Raw genomic sequence first — 13,512 nt, forward strand, 5'->3', positions numbered from 1 at the left:
GGGGGGGGGGGGGGGGGGGGGGGGGGGGGGGGGGGGGGGGGGGGGGGGGGCGGGGCGCGCGCCCCCCCCCCCCCCCCCCCCCCCGCGGTTCACGAGACGGGCCGGGCGATCCCGCTCCCGGCCCGCAAGGCCCCCGTCCCCGAAGACGATCGATCCGGAAGGCCCCTGATCCGGAAGGCGGCTCAGCCGCCGCTCTTGCGGCGGAAGGAGCGCTTGGCCGCAGCCGGGCCGTGGGCACCGTGGATCTTCGAGGAGTTCTTCCCCTTGCCCCCGGAACCCGCGTCCGTCTCGGCGAGCTTCTTGCGTTCCAGTGCCTCGCGGAACTTGCGCTTCAGCTCGTCGTCGGAACTCTCGTCGGAGCTCTGGGGCTCCGGTGTGACGTCAGACATCTACAGACCTCCTGATCTGGCGGGCGGTCCAACCCCACCAACAGGATCGTCATTCTCTCACCCGGATACCGTCCGGGTGGCACCGTGGCTTCGGCTGTGAGAGGAAGGGCGGCCGTCCGCCTCAGTGCACGTCCAGGGCCATCAGCAGCAGCAGGCCGGCCAGATGGCCCACGACCACGAAGACGAGCACGAAGACGAAGACGAACTTGGCCGGGCCGTGCTCGAAGTGCCGGCCCTCCTTCAGGGCCGGCCTCCCGGCCTGGCGCTCGGCGATCCGTTCCTCGATCGGCTTCCGGTGAAACATGGGGGATCCTTTGCTCGCCGATGCTTGGGGCGATAATCATTTGTACGCTAAATATCCTACTATGTTCAGATGAGAGGTGATGAGGGACGTGATCGATGCCCTCAGCCTGGAGCGGCAGGTCTGTTTCGCCCTGGCGGTCGCCTCGCGTGACGTCATCGCGCTCTACCGGCCGCTGCTGGAACCGATGAGGCTGACCCACCCGCAGTATCTGGTCATGCTCGCCCTCTGGGAGCGGGCACCGCTGTCCGTCAAGGAGCTGAGCAAGCTACTGCACCTCGACCCCGGTACGCTGTCCCCGCTGCTGAAGCGTCTCGAGACCGTCGGCTACGTCCGGAGGCGACGGGACGGCCAGGACCAGCGTGTCCTGGCCGTCACGCTCACCCCGGAGGGCCTCCGGTTGCGGGACGAGGCGGAGAGGATCCCGCCGGCGATCGCCGAGCGCCTGGGGATGGACCTGGAGGAGCTACAGGAGCTCCACCGGTCGCTGACCCGGGTGATCGCCGCGGCCGGCGGCGCGCATCACTGACTCACGTGGAGAGGAAAGGCTCATGGCCGGTAGTCACGGGGGAAGCCCCAAGTCCTGGCTCGCGGTGATCGTCATCCTGCTGGGGTTCACCGTCGGGGGCGTGGCGCTGTGCCTAGGCCCCAATTGGACGTTCTTCTGGATCGGCGCCGGGATCGTCGCGGTCGGCGGCGTGATCGCCCTGATGGTGGACATCTTCTCGGACGTCATCATCGACGCCCCCCGGGCTCCGATGGACCAGCGCTGAGGCCGATCCACCGGACGCCAGCGCCTCCTCCACGGTGGCGAAGACGCCGAAGGACGAGCGCAGGCCGGTGATGGTGAGAATCCGCTCCAGGACTCCGTGCAGGCCGACCAGGGCCAGGCCGAAGCCCTGGGAGCGGCTCCGCCGGAGCACCTGGATGAGCTGGGCGACCCCGGTGGAGTCGCAGAAGGTGATCTCACCGACGTCGACCACGACCATGGAGGGCGTGCCGGCCTCCCAGGCCTTGTCCATCTCTCCGCGGAAGGTGGGGGCGTGCCGGTAGTCGAGCTCCCCGAGCACCCGGACGACCAGCGCCGTCCCGAGCAGGCTCGATGAGATCGTGAAAAAGGTCATGCTGGGCTCCTTCGCCCGCGGGGACAGGGCGGGCTGTCTTTTTCCTACCAGTTCCGGGGACGCGATGCCCCGGAGAAGCGGCCTCAGATGATCCGATAGAGCAACTCGGGCCGTCCGACCCCACCGTACCGGGGCACCCGGCGGACGATCCCGCTCTCGGTCAGGTGCTCCAGGTAGCGGCGGGCGGTCACCCGGGAGACGCCGATCGCCGCTCCGGCGGCCTGGGCCGACAGGCCGCCGGGGTTCGCGCGCAGCTCCGCCAGGACGGCGTCGAGGGTGGCCTGCGTCATCCCCTTGGGCAGCGGGCCCTGCGCCGGGTTCCGCAGCGCCGCCAGCGCGCGGTCCACCTCGTCCTGGCCGCTGGCCTCGCCCACCCCCTCCACCGACGACCGGAACTCCGCGTAGCGGGTGAGCCTCTCGTTCAGCGCGGCGAAGGTGAAGGGCTTGAGCAGGTACTGCGCCACGCCCACCGAGACCGCGGACCTGATCACCGACAGGTCGCGCGCCGAGGTGACCGCGATGACGTCCGACATCACCCCCGCGGCCCGCAGCGCCCGGCACACCTCCAGCCCGTGCATGTCGGGCAGGTAGAGGTCGAGCAGGACCAGGTCCACCGGGCGGCGGCGCAGGAAGCGCAGCGCCTCGCCGCCGGACCTCGCCACCCCCTCCACCCGGAAGCCGGGCACCCGCTCCACGAAGACCCGGTTCGCCTCGGCGGTGATCTCCTCGTCCTCCACGACCAGTACCGAGATCATGGGGCCTCCCTCCCGTTCAGCGGCAGCCGCACGGTGAACACCGCGCCGTGCCCGTGGCCGTGCCCGTGGCCGTGCCCGTCACCGCGCCCGTCACCGTGGCCGTCACCGTGCCCGCGTCCGTGGCCGTCACCGTCGTCGCCGTGGCCGCCCGGGTCCGTCCCGCCGACCGCGATCGTCCCGCCCGCCCGGCGGACCGCCTGCCCGACCATGGCCAGGCCGAGACCGCGGCCGTCGCCCTTGGTGGTCCATCCCCGCCGGAAGGCGTCGGCCGTCCTGGCCGGGTCGAGCCCCTGGCCGCTGTCGGAGACGTCGATCACGAAGGTCGTCTCGTCGGCGCGCAACCGCACCTCCACCCGCGCGGGACGGGTACCCGCCATGGCCGCGTCCACCGCGTTGTCCACCAGGTTGCCGACGATCGTCACCAGGTCGCGGGTGTCCAGGCCGAGGTCGCCCAGCTCGCTGTCGGGGGTGATCGCCAGCTCCACCCCGCGCTCGGCGGCCTCGGCGCTCTTGCCCAGCAGCAGCGCGGCGAGCACCGGCTCGCGCACGGCGCCCACCACCCGGTCGGTGAGCTGCTGCGCGGCCCGGATCTCCGCGGTCGCGAACTCCACCGCCTGCTCGGTACGGCCCAGCTCGACCAGGGTGATGACGGTGTGCAGCCGGTTGGCCGACTCGTGCGCGGCGGCCCGCAGGGAGTCGGCGAACCCGCGTTCGGCGTCCAGCTGCCCGGCGAGGAACTGCAGCTCGGTGTGGTCGCGCAGGGTGACCACGGTGCCCAGCGAGCGGTTGCCCGAGCGGACCACCGCCGCGTTCACCACCAGTGTCCGCTCCCCGGTCATGTGGATCTCGTCGGTACGGTTCTCGCCCGTCGCCAGCCGCTCGGCCAGCGACGGGGGAAGGCCGATCTCGGTGACGTGCCGCCCGGCCGGCTCGCCCGTCAGGCCCAGCAGCTCGCGCGCGCCGTCATTGGAGAGCGTCACCCGCCCCTCGGCGTCGACGAGCAGCAGCCCCTCCCGTACGGCGTGCAGGATCGCGTCGTGGTACTCGTACATCCGGCTCAGCTCGGCCGGGCCCATGCCGTGCGTCTGGCGCCGCAGCCGGGCGCCGACCAGGTAGGTGCCGGCCCCGCCGACCGACAGGCCCAGCCCGCCGATCAGCAGGGCCCCGGCGAGCTGGTCGCGGAGCCTGACGCTGATCCTGTCGATCGTGATGCCCCCGCTCACCAGGGCCCTGACCCGGCCGCCGGTGTCGCGGACCGGGGCGACGGCGCGCACCGAGGGGCCGAGCGTGCCGGTGTAGGTCTCGGTGAAGGTCCGCCCCGCCAGGGCGGGCGCGGTGGTGCCCAGGAAGCGACGGCCGATCTGGGCCGGGTTGGGGTGCGTGTAGCGCACGCCGTCCAGGCTCATGATCGTGATGAAGTCGACCCCGGTCTCCCTCCTGACCCGCTCCGCGTACGGCTGCAGCGCCGACGGGTCGCCGAGGGAGGCCAGCACGGAGGGGGAGTCGGCCACGCTGACCGTCACCGCCCTGGCGGTGCCGGCGGCCTCCTCGACGAGCAGGTCCCGCGTCTGCAGGAGGGCCAGCGACGCGCCACCGGCCACGGTGACGCCCACGACGACGATCTGCAGCGCCAGCATCTGCCGCGCCAGGCTCCAGCCGCGCACGGCCAGGCTCCAGCCGCGCACGCGGCGGGGAAGCGTCCACAAGTCCACGAACGAAATGTACGCAATGGTGACTTAGATCACAGCACCGGCTCATAGTCGCTCGACCGGATTCTCATCCAGAACGGGAGGCACGCATGAGCGCGGCCCGGGATCGAACGCACTACCTCTACATCGCCGTGATCGTCGCCGTGGTCGCCGGTATCGCCGTCGGGCTCGTGGCCCCCGATCTGGCCAAGGAGCTCAAGCCGATCGGCACCGCCTTCGTCGCCCTGATCAAGATGATGATCAGCCCGATCATCTTCTGCACCATCGTGCTCGGCGTCGGCTCCGTCACCAGGGCCGCCAAGGTCGGCCGGGTCGGCGGGCTCGCGCTCGGCTACTTCCTGGCCATGTCGACCGTCGCGCTGGGCATCGGCCTGCTGGTCGGCAACCTCATCGACCCCGGCCAGGGCCTCCAGCTCACCGACGAGCTGCGCAAGGCGGCCGGGGCCGAGGCGGCCAAGGGCGGCGAGAGCGACACGGTGACGTTCCTGCTCGGGATCATCCCCACCACGCTGGTCTCCGCGCTCACCTCCGGCGAGGTGCTGCAGACCCTCCTGGTCGCGCTGCTGGCCGGGTTCGCCCTGCAGGCCATGGGCGAGCGCGGCAGGCCGATCCTGAACGGCATCACGCACGTCCAGCGGCTCGTCTTCCGGATCCTCGCCATGATCATGTGGGCCGCCCCGGTCGGCGCATTCGGCGCGATGGCCGCGGTCGTCGGCGCCACCGGCATGGACGCGCTCAGGAGCCTCGGCGTCATCATGCTGGCCTTCTACCTGACCTGCCTGCTCTTCGTGTTCGTGGTGCTCGGCCCGCTGCTGTGGCTGGTGGCCCGGGTCGGCCTGTTCTCCCTGCTGCGCTACCTGGGCCGGGAGTTCCTGCTGATCCTGTCCACCTCCTCGTCGGAGTCGGCGCTGCCCCGCCTGATCGCCAAGATGGAGCACCTCGGCGTCAGCAGGCCCGTGGTCGGCATCACCGTGCCGACCGGCTACTCCTTCAACCTGGACGGCACCGCCATCTACCTGACCATGGCCACGCTGTTCATCGCGAGCGCCACCGGCGCCCCGCTCTCCTTCGGCGAGCAGATCTCCCTGCTGGTCTTCATGATGATCGCCTCCAAGGGCGCCGCCGGGGTCACCGGCGCGGGCCTGGCCACCCTCGCGGGCGGCCTGCAGTCGCACCGCCCCGACCTGGTGGACGGGGTCGGCCTGATCGTCGGCATCGACCGCTTCATGTCCGAGGCGCGGGCGCTGACCAACTTCGCGGGCAACGCGGTCGCCACCGTGCTGGTCGGCACCTGGACCGGCGAGTTCGACCGGGAGCGCGCGGAGGAGGTACTGGCCGGCAGGGCGCCGTTCGACGAGGCGACCCTGCTGGACGACGACCACGGCGACCAGGGCGATGACGGCGGCGACGGGAACGACGGTGACGACGGGGACACCCCGCCGCCCGCGACCCGCTCGGGCGACCCGGCGCTCTCGCCCGCGTAGAACCTGCCCGGGCCGGGTACGGTGCCGCCGGTGGCACCTCGCCGCCACCGGCACACCGTGCCGGCACACCACGCCGGCGGCCCGCGGGAGCCGCGGGCCGGGGCACCGGCGGGACGGCGGGCACCCGGGTACCTCGGTGCGCGGCCGTGCCGGTGGTCCCGGCACCACGCGCTACGCAGTGCCGACCGGCGTCCTGGGAAACGGAAAGGTCGCGATGAATCTCTCTGGTGTGGGCGTGTGGAGCACCCAGCTGCGGTACGGGGACCCGGCCGAGTCCGCCGAGGCGGCGGCCGAGCTGGAGGAGCTGGGCTTCGGCGCCCTGTGGATCCCCGACGTCGGAGGGGCGCTGTTCGACGCCGTCGAGCACCTGCTGGCGGCGACCCGCCGGACGGTCGTCGCGACCGGCATCCTGAACCTGTGGATGCACACCCCGGCCGAGGCCGCGGCCTCGTACGCGACGCTGTCGGCCGCCCACGGCGACCGGTTCCTGATGGGGATCGGGGTGAGCCACGCCCCGCTGGTCGACCAGGCCGAGGCCGGCCGGTACCGGCGGCCGATGGCGGCCATGGAGACGTTCCTCGACGGCCTGGACGCGGCGGAGCCCCCCGTGCCCACCGGCAGGAGGGTCCTCGCCGCGCTCGGCCCGAAGATGCTCCGGCTCGCGGGGGAGAGGACGCGCGGGGTCCATCCCTACCTCGTCACCCCCGGCCACACGCGGCTCGCCCGCGAGGCGCTGGGCGAGGGCCCGCTCGTCCTTCCGGAGCAGACGGTGATCCTGTGCTCCGGAGCCGACGAGGCACGCGCGATCGGGACCGACTGGCTGCGGGGCTATCTCACCCTCCCGAACTACGCCAACAGCCTGCTGCGCCTGGGTTTCTCGCCCGAGGACCTGGAGTCGGTCAGCGACCGCCTGTTCGACGCCCTGATCGCGTGGGGGGATGAGGAGGCGGTCAGGCGCAGGGTGGACGAGCACCGCGCCGCCGGGGCCGACCACGTCGCCCTGCAGGTGCTCACGGCCGATCCGGACGCCTTCCCGCGCGAGCAGTGGCGCCGCCTGGGCGCCGCCCTGGCATAGACGTCGGGGACATCCGGGACGTCCCCGATCCTGCCCCCCGAGCGCCCCGTTTAAGGGGTCCTCTCCAGGGGAGACATCGCGTTCCCGGACATCGTCCGGGCCGGGCCCGCCGTGCGCGGACGTCCCGGCCGGGACGGCAGGTACTCCCAGGAAAGCGGTTCGTCATGAGCAGAGCACCCATATCCCCATCCGGCTACGACCGGGTCGCGATCGTCACCGGAGCGGACTCCGGCATCGGCAGGGCGAGCGCGGTGGCGCTGGCCGAAGAGGGCTTCGACGTGGGCATCACCTACCACTCGGACCAGGACGGGGCCGAGGAGACCGCGAAGCTGGTCCGTGAGCTGGGCCGTACGGCGGCCGTGCGCCGGCAGGACCTGACCCGGCCGGAGGAGGCCGCCTCCGCCGTGGACGAGCTGGCCGAGGAATTGGGCGGCCTCGGCGTCCTGGTGAACAACGCCGGGACCGGCAGCAGCACGCCACTGCTGGAGATGGACTTCCAGGAGTGGCGGTCGGTGATCGCGGTGGACCTCGACGGAGCGTTCACGTGCGCCCAGCGTGCCGCCCGCCGCATGGTCGCCTCCGGTCGCGGGGGCCGCATCGTCAACGTCACCAGCGTCCACGAGGAGCACCCGAGGGTCGGCTCGGGACCGTACTGCGCGGCCAAGGGCGGCCTGCGCATGCTGACCCGGGTGCTCGCCCTGGAACTGGCCCCGTACGGGATCACGGTGAACAACATCGCCCCCGGGGAGATCGCCACCCCGATGACCGGCCAGGAGGACGAGCTGCCGGAGCCCGGCAGCCGTCCCGGGTACCCCATCGACCGGCCCGGCGACGCCCGCGAGGTCGCCGCCGCCGTCACCTTCCTCGCCGGCCCCTCCTCGTCGTACGTCACCGGCGCCTCGCTGTTCGTGGACGGCGGCCTGGGGCTCATGGGCCCGCAGGCGGGCGGTGCCCTGAAGTCGGGCGAGTGGCGCGAGGGCTGATCCGCGCCCGGCGCCGGCGTACCGGCGCCGTCCCCGGGACGGTCCGCCCTCCGCGTCCGGCGGCGGCCTTCCCGCGGGCCGGTCCGTCCCTCGCACCCGGGCCCGGCACGGTCTCCCGCGCCGGGCCCGGGCCCGCCCCCGTGGACGCGGAGGGCCGGGCCCGTAAAGTGATGCCGGCCGGTGCGCTCAAGAGTGCCGAACCGGTGCGCCCGTTGCCGCATACTCGTCCGGTGTGTGCGGAGCGTGAAGAGACGTGGGTGGTCACAGATGGACGTACATGACGAGCCGGGTGTCCAGCGCGGTACGGCCCGGATGCTGACCGGACTGCTCGCCGCCAGCCATCTGAGCGCGCTGGAGGATCTGCCCCCGCTGGTCACCGAGCACGCCGCGCACGCCGGTCTGGGCGAGGTGCTGATCTACCTGGCCGACCTGCAGCAGAGGGTGCTCCGGCTGCTGACCGGCCAGGGCGAGGACGCCGGTGAGGAGGCCGACGGGCACGCCGCCGAGCTTCGTATCGACACGACGCTGGCCGGGCGGGGATTCCAGGAGTCGCGGGTGCTCTTCCGGCCCGGCGACGAGGACGACGAGGCCGGGACGGGCCACTGGTGGATGCCGCTGCTGGACGGCACCGAACGTCTGGGCATGCTGCGCATCGAGGCCCGGGCCGACCTCGGGGAGGCGGGCCAGGAGGCGATGCGCGCGCTGGCCGCGGCGATGGCGCTCATCGTGGCCAGCAAGCGCGGCCACAGCGACTCCTATCCCCGTCTGGTGCGCACCCGGCCGATGCACGTGGCCGCGGAGATGCAGTGGACGCTGATGCCGCCGCTGACCTTCGCCAACACCGAGGTGGTGGTCAGCGCCGCGCTGGAACCGGCCTACGAGGTCGGCGGGGACGCCTTCGACTACGCCGTCGGCGGCGACCTGCTGCACCTGGGCATCTTCGACGCGATGGGCCACGACGTCTCGGCCGGGCTGACCGCCAACCTGGCCCTGGCCGCCTGCCGCAACAACCGGCGCCAGGGCATGGACCTGGCCGCCAACAGCGAGGAGATCGAGAAGGTACTGATCGCCGAGTTCGGCAGGGCGACCCGTTTCGTCACCGGCATCCTGGCCGAACTGCACGTCCCCACCGGGATGCTCAGCTGGATCAACCGCGGCCACCACCCGCCGGTGGTGATCCGGGGCGGGAAGGCGATCACCACCCTGCGCTGCCCGCCCGCCCACCCCATGGGCCTGGACTTCGACCTTCCCGTCACGGTCTGCCGCGAGCAGCTGCAGCCCGGCGACCGGGTGCTGCTCTACACCGACGGCGTCACCGAGGCGCGCAACCGCGAGGGCCGGGAGTTCGGGCTGGAGCGCTTCGTCGACTTCATCGTCCGCCACCACTCCGACGGCCTGCCGGTCTCCGAGACCCTGCGCCGCCTGATCCACCACGTGCTGGAGTACCACGACGGCAAGCTCCAGGACGACGCCACCGTGCTGCTGGTCGAGTGGCACGGCAACACCTACCGCACGCTGACCCCGAACTGACCGCGCCGCCGGCCGGGGTGCGGGAGGGACGGGCGAGGTGTGCGTACGGGATGCCGGGGGATGAGACGGGCGAGGTGTGACTCCGGGGTGTCGGGGCATGACTCGCTCTCTCCCCACCCCATCCCATCGACCTGACACGGAGCCGCGGTATGTCCGACCGGGACGAGGCGAGCGTGTCGTTCATCGGCAACGCCACCACCCTCATCCGTTACAACGGGTTCACCATCCTCACCGACCCCAACTTCCTGCACCGCGGCCAGCGCGCCTACCTGGGCTACGGCCTGTCCACCCGGCGGCTGACCGAACCCGCGCTGAGCGTCGACCGTCTCCCGCCGCTGGACGCCGTCCTGCTCTCGCACATGCACGGCGACCACTGGGACCGGGTGGCCCGCAGGGGGCTGGACAAGGGCCTGCCGGTCGTCACCACGCCGCACGCCGCGCGGAAGCTGAAGCGGCAGGGCTTCGGCGAGGCGGTCGGCCTGAACACCTGGCGTGACCACGAGCTGCGGGGCCCGGGCGGCTCCGTCAGGATCACCTCGCTGCCCGCGCGGCACGGCCCCGGCCTGATGAACGCCCTCATGCCGCCGGTCATGGGAAGCATGCTGGAGTTCGCCGACCCCGGCGGGCTCGTGAGCCTGCGCCTGCACGTCAGCGGCGACACGCTGATGGGCAGGGAGCTGGACGCCATCCCGCGGCGCTTCCCCGACATCGACGTCGGCATCGTCCACCTGGGCGGCACCAAGCTGCTGGGGATGGTGATGGTGACGATGGACGGACGGCAGGGCGCCGACTGGGTGACCATGATCAATCCACGCCGCGTCCTGCCGGTGCACTACGACGACTACGGCGTCTTCAGCTCCCCGCTGTCCGACTTCCGCGAGGAGGTCGAGCGGGACGGCAACGGCGCCCGGGTCGTCTACCTGGCCAGGGGGGAGAGCCACCCGCTGCCCGGCCCGCCGCGTTGACGTGCCCTCCGGGACGGCCCTAGCGTGAGCGGGCCCGGACGACCGATCGAGAAGGAGCGGCGGATGGCCGTCGTCGACGCCCACCAGCACTTCTGGAACCTGGAGACGGGCTCCTACCCCTGGCTGACGCCGGAGGCGGGCCCGATCCACCGCACCTTCGCCCCCGAGGAGCTCCTCCCGCAGCTCGCCGCCGCGGGGGTGGAGCGGACCGTGCTGGTCCAGGCCGCCGACACCTACGCCGACACCGACGCGATGCTGGCGCAGGCGGACGCCCACGACTTCGTCGCGGCCGTGGTCGGCTGGGTGCCGCTGCACCGCCCGGACGAGGCCGCCGGGGCGCTGGAGCGCTACCGCCGGCATCCGAGGTTCGCCGGGGTCCGGCACCTCATCCACGACGACCCCGACCCCGACTGGCTGATCCGGGACCCGGTGGTCGAGGGCCTGGGGCTCCTGGCCGGGGCGGGGCTGCCGTTCGACGTGGTCGCGGTCCTGCCCAGGCACCTGGAGCACGTGCCGGTACTGGCCGAGCGCGTCCCGGGGCTGCGGCTGGTCGTCGACCACCTGGCCAAGCCGCCGATCAGGGAGAAGGGGTGGGAGCCGTGGGCGTCGCTCATCGCCCGCGCCGCCGAGCACCCGAACGTGTACGCCAAGGTGTCCGGCCTCAACACCGCGGCCGACGCGGAGACCTGGACGGCCGAGGACCTGCGCCCCTACGTGGACCACGCGCTGGAGGTCTTCGGCCCCGACCGGCTGATGTTCGGCAGCGACTGGCCGGTGGCCGTCCTCGCCGGGGACTACGCCAAGGTGTGGCGCGAGACCGGGGTGCTGCTCGCGGGCCTGGCCGAGACCGAGCGCGCCGCCGTCCTCGGCGGCACGGCCACGCGCTTCTACCGGATCGGGGACTGACGGCTCCCGGCGTCCGCCCGCGCCGGCGCGGGGGAGCTCACCCGGGACGAGGGCGGAGGCGGCGGGCGAGGAGCTCGCGCATGGCCCCCGTGTGGTCGGCCAGCCGGTCGAGGGACGACAGCAGATCGTCCGCCGCCGCCTCGCCCAGGACCGCGCGGAGCTCGGCGGTGACGGCGGCGCGCGCCCCGCGGCCCGCGTCGACGGCGTCCCTGCCGTGCCCGGTGAGCTCGACGACGCGCGCCCGCTGATCCTCCGGATCGGTCCTGCGGGTGAGGTAGCCGATCCGCTCCATCTCCGTCACGACCTTGGACGCGCCCTGCGGCGTCATGCCGAGCAGGCCGGCCAGGTCGCTCACGCGGACCGGGCCGCCGAGAAGGTGCTGGAAGACGTAGCCGTGCACCGTGCGCACCTCGGCGTGTCCCGCCGCGGCCATGCGCCCGCGCACCTCGGCGTCGCAGGCGGCGGCCAGGGCGGTGAAGAGCAGGGTGAGGTCCCCGGTCGCACCGGGATCGGCGGGGCTTGACGTCATGTGTCCCACCGTCCAATACTCAACCAAGGTTGCGCAACCATGGTTGAGTAAATGAGGGAGGGGTCATGTTCTGCGATCCGGCGTTCACCCCGGTCGTCGAGGCGTTCAGGCAGGGGATCGGCCCCGGAGGCGCCGCCCTGGCCGTCGCCGCGGGCGGCCGCCTCGTCGTGGACGTCTGGGCCGGTACGGCCGACGAGGGAGGGACCCGTCCGTGGCGGCGCGACACGGTCGTCAACGTCTTCTCCGTCTCCAAGGGGGTCGTCGCGACCGTGGCCCTGCTGTGCGCGCGGCGCGGCCTCCTCGACCTCGACGCGCCGGTGGCCCGCTACTGGCCGGAGTTCACCGCGCGGGCCACCGTCGCCCAGCTGCTCTCCCACCGCGCCGGGCTGCCCGCGATCCGCTCCCCGCTGCCGCCGGGGAGCCTCTACGACTGGGACGCCATGACGAGAGCGCTGGTCGCCGAGGAGCCCTGGTGGACGCCGGGGGAGCGGCACGGCTACCACGCGGTCACGTTCGGCTGGCTGGTCGGCGAGCTGCTCCGCCGGGTCACCGGCCGGGAGATCCGCGACCTCGTCTCCGGCCTCTCCGGGGAGCTGGGCGTCCCCGGCCTGTGGATCGGCCTTCCCCGGCACGACGCGCACCGGGCGGCGTTCGTGCTCCCTCCGGAGAGCCCGCCCACCCCGGAGAGCTCGTCGGCGGAAGGCCGGTCCCCCCAGGAAGGCCCGTCCATCCGGGGAGGCGCGTCCGCGCCGGAGGGCCCGCCCACGCCGGGAGGCCCGACCGGGCCGGGAGGATCCCCGCTGGCCGAGGCGATGGCGGACCCCGCGTCGGTCACCGCCAAGGCGTTCCTCAACCCGGCCGACCAGCTCGTGCCCGGGCTGGTGAACACCGGGCGCTGGCGTGCCGCCCAGATCCCCGCGGCCAACGGCCACGCGTCCGCCAGGGCCCTGGCCACCCTCTACGGCGCCCTCCTGTCCGGCGACCTGCTCGACCCCGGGACGCTGGAGCGTGCCACCACGGCGCACAGCGACGGTTTCGACGAGGTCCTGCGCGGCCGGACCCGCTTCGGCCTGGGATACATGCTCCCCAACGAGGTACGCCCCTTCGCGCCCCGGGCCGAGGCGTTCGGGCACAGCGGATCGGGCGGTTCGCTCGCCTTCGCCGACCCGGTGGCGGGCATCGGGTTCGCCTACACGCCGAGCCGTACGATCACCGCCCCCGCGGGCCCCGACCCGCGCTGGCCCCCGATCCTGGAGGCGCTCTACGACCGGCTGTGACCGGGACCTCCGGACGGCTTGGGCCCGGTCGCGGGGACGTGCCACGCCCACGTGCCGCCCCACCTCCGGTCGTGGCCGCGGCACGCGCTAGCGTGCTGGGGTGGACAGGACCTTCACCGTCGAGGAGGCGCGGGCGCTCATGCCCGTGCTGCTGGAGCGGGCCGACGCGTTCGTGACGATGCGGGGCGAGCTGGCCGAGCTCGCGCACGAGCTCCGCACCACCGGCACCTCCGAGGCCGGTGGGCTGGCGGAGGCGAAGGCGTACGAGGCCAGGCTGGAGGAGATCCTGGGCTGGTTCGAGGAGCGGGGCATCGAGGTCAAGGGCGTCGCGCCGCTGCTGGTCGACTTCCCCGCGGTGCTGGACGGGATGCGGGTGCGGTTGTGCTGGCTCGAAGGGGACCGTGAGCTGGCCTGGTACCACCGTGACGAGCTCGGCTTCGCGGGGCGCAGGCCCCTTCCCTGACCGCCACGGGTCCCCTCCGGGC

General features: G+C 73.1%; 15 protein-coding genes and 1 pseudogene. 10 read left to right on the plus strand and 6 right to left on the minus strand.

What is annotated here, in order from left to right; translation table 11 throughout:
• Window positions 1-182 precede the first annotated feature (182 nt).
• On the minus strand, window positions 183-389 hold the full coding sequence (locus ACIBCT_RS36565) for a DUF5302 domain-containing protein (protein WP_344906494.1): 207 nt from the start codon (window positions 387-389) through the stop codon (window positions 183-185).
• A 121-nt stretch (window positions 390-510) separates the two neighbouring features.
• Window positions 511-693, minus strand: a complete 183-nt coding sequence (locus ACIBCT_RS36570; protein ID WP_399196581.1) for a hypothetical protein — start codon at window positions 691-693, stop codon at window positions 511-513.
• A gap of 79 nt (window positions 694-772) precedes the next feature.
• On the opposite strand from ACIBCT_RS36570, the gene ACIBCT_RS36575 reads away from it, so the two are divergent.
• Window positions 773-1,219 carry a MarR family winged helix-turn-helix transcriptional regulator gene (locus ACIBCT_RS36575; protein WP_399196582.1) on the plus strand — a complete coding sequence of 149 codons (447 nt, stop codon included), beginning with the start codon at window positions 773-775 and terminating at the stop codon, window positions 1,217-1,219.
• 22 nt (window positions 1,220-1,241) lie between these two features.
• Window positions 1,242-1,463: an HGxxPAAW family protein gene (locus ACIBCT_RS36580; protein ID WP_399196583.1), complete on the plus strand. Its 222-nt coding sequence runs from the start codon at window positions 1,242-1,244 to the stop codon at window positions 1,461-1,463.
• A gap of 33 nt (window positions 1,464-1,496) precedes the next feature.
• On the opposite strand, the pseudogene ACIBCT_RS36585 reads toward ACIBCT_RS36580, so the two are convergent.
• The 3 genes and pseudogenes from ACIBCT_RS36585 to ACIBCT_RS36595 all read right to left on the minus strand — a co-directional run.
• Window positions 1,497-1,814 (minus strand): annotated as a pseudogene (locus tag ACIBCT_RS36585) (STAS domain-containing protein); the annotation flags it as partial.
• A gap of 83 nt (window positions 1,815-1,897) precedes the next feature.
• Window positions 1,898-2,569 (minus strand): response regulator, encoded by a 672-nt coding sequence (locus ACIBCT_RS36590; RefSeq protein ID WP_399196584.1) that lies wholly within the window; start codon window positions 2,567-2,569, stop codon window positions 1,898-1,900.
• Entirely contained in the window at window positions 2,566-4,281 is a 1,716-nt protein-coding gene (locus tag ACIBCT_RS36595) for an ATP-binding protein (RefSeq protein ID WP_399196585.1), read from the minus strand. The genes ACIBCT_RS36590 and ACIBCT_RS36595 overlap by 4 nt, the downstream gene beginning before the upstream one ends.
• An 86-nt stretch (window positions 4,282-4,367) precedes the next feature.
• Between ACIBCT_RS36595 and ACIBCT_RS36600 the strand changes: the two genes are divergently transcribed.
• The 6 genes from ACIBCT_RS36600 to ACIBCT_RS36625 all read left to right on the plus strand — a co-directional run bounded on the left by ACIBCT_RS36600 (window position 4,368) and on the right by ACIBCT_RS36625 (window position 11,221).
• Window positions 4,368-5,762: a cation:dicarboxylate symporter family transporter gene (locus tag ACIBCT_RS36600; protein WP_399196586.1), complete on the plus strand. Its 1,395-nt coding sequence runs from the start codon at window positions 4,368-4,370 to the stop codon at window positions 5,760-5,762.
• 214 nt (window positions 5,763-5,976) lie between these two features.
• Entirely contained in the window at window positions 5,977-6,837 is an 861-nt protein-coding gene (locus tag ACIBCT_RS36605) for an LLM class F420-dependent oxidoreductase (RefSeq protein WP_399196587.1), read from the plus strand.
• 164 nt (window positions 6,838-7,001) lie between these two features.
• Window positions 7,002-7,820, plus strand: coding sequence for an SDR family oxidoreductase (locus tag ACIBCT_RS36610; RefSeq protein ID WP_399196588.1), 819 nt, complete (start codon window positions 7,002-7,004; stop codon window positions 7,818-7,820).
• 267 nt (window positions 7,821-8,087) lie between these two features.
• Window positions 8,088-9,350 carry a PP2C family protein-serine/threonine phosphatase gene (locus ACIBCT_RS36615; RefSeq protein ID WP_399196589.1) on the plus strand — a complete coding sequence of 421 codons (1,263 nt, stop codon included), beginning with the start codon at window positions 8,088-8,090 and terminating at the stop codon, window positions 9,348-9,350.
• A 149-nt stretch (window positions 9,351-9,499) separates the two neighbouring features.
• Window positions 9,500-10,315, plus strand: coding sequence for an MBL fold metallo-hydrolase (locus ACIBCT_RS36620; RefSeq protein ID WP_399196590.1), 816 nt, complete (start codon window positions 9,500-9,502; stop codon window positions 10,313-10,315).
• Between the two features lie 63 nt (window positions 10,316-10,378).
• Entirely contained in the window at window positions 10,379-11,221 is an 843-nt protein-coding gene (locus ACIBCT_RS36625) for an amidohydrolase family protein (protein WP_399196591.1), read from the plus strand.
• A 37-nt stretch (window positions 11,222-11,258) separates the two neighbouring features.
• Here the strand turns inward: ACIBCT_RS36625 and ACIBCT_RS36630 are convergent, their stop codons facing one another.
• The gene (locus tag ACIBCT_RS36630; protein WP_399196592.1) at window positions 11,259-11,750 is read right to left on the minus strand and encodes a MarR family winged helix-turn-helix transcriptional regulator; all 492 of its coding nucleotides are present in this window, start codon (window positions 11,748-11,750) and stop codon (window positions 11,259-11,261) included.
• Window positions 11,751-11,815: 65 nt separating this feature from the next.
• Here ACIBCT_RS36630 and ACIBCT_RS36635 point away from each other — a divergent pair, with 65 nt between their 5' ends.
• Window positions 11,816-13,027, plus strand: a complete 1,212-nt coding sequence (locus ACIBCT_RS36635; protein ID WP_399196593.1) for a serine hydrolase domain-containing protein — start codon at window positions 11,816-11,818, stop codon at window positions 13,025-13,027.
• Between the two features lie 100 nt (window positions 13,028-13,127).
• Window positions 13,128-13,490, plus strand: coding sequence for a DUF2203 domain-containing protein (locus ACIBCT_RS36640; RefSeq protein ID WP_399196594.1), 363 nt, complete (start codon window positions 13,128-13,130; stop codon window positions 13,488-13,490).
• Window positions 13,491-13,512: the final 22 nt, after the last annotated feature.

Source organism: Streptosporangium sp. NPDC050855 (assembly GCF_044456585.1).
GTDB lineage: Bacteria > Actinomycetota > Actinomycetes > Streptosporangiales > Streptosporangiaceae > Streptosporangium > Streptosporangium longisporum.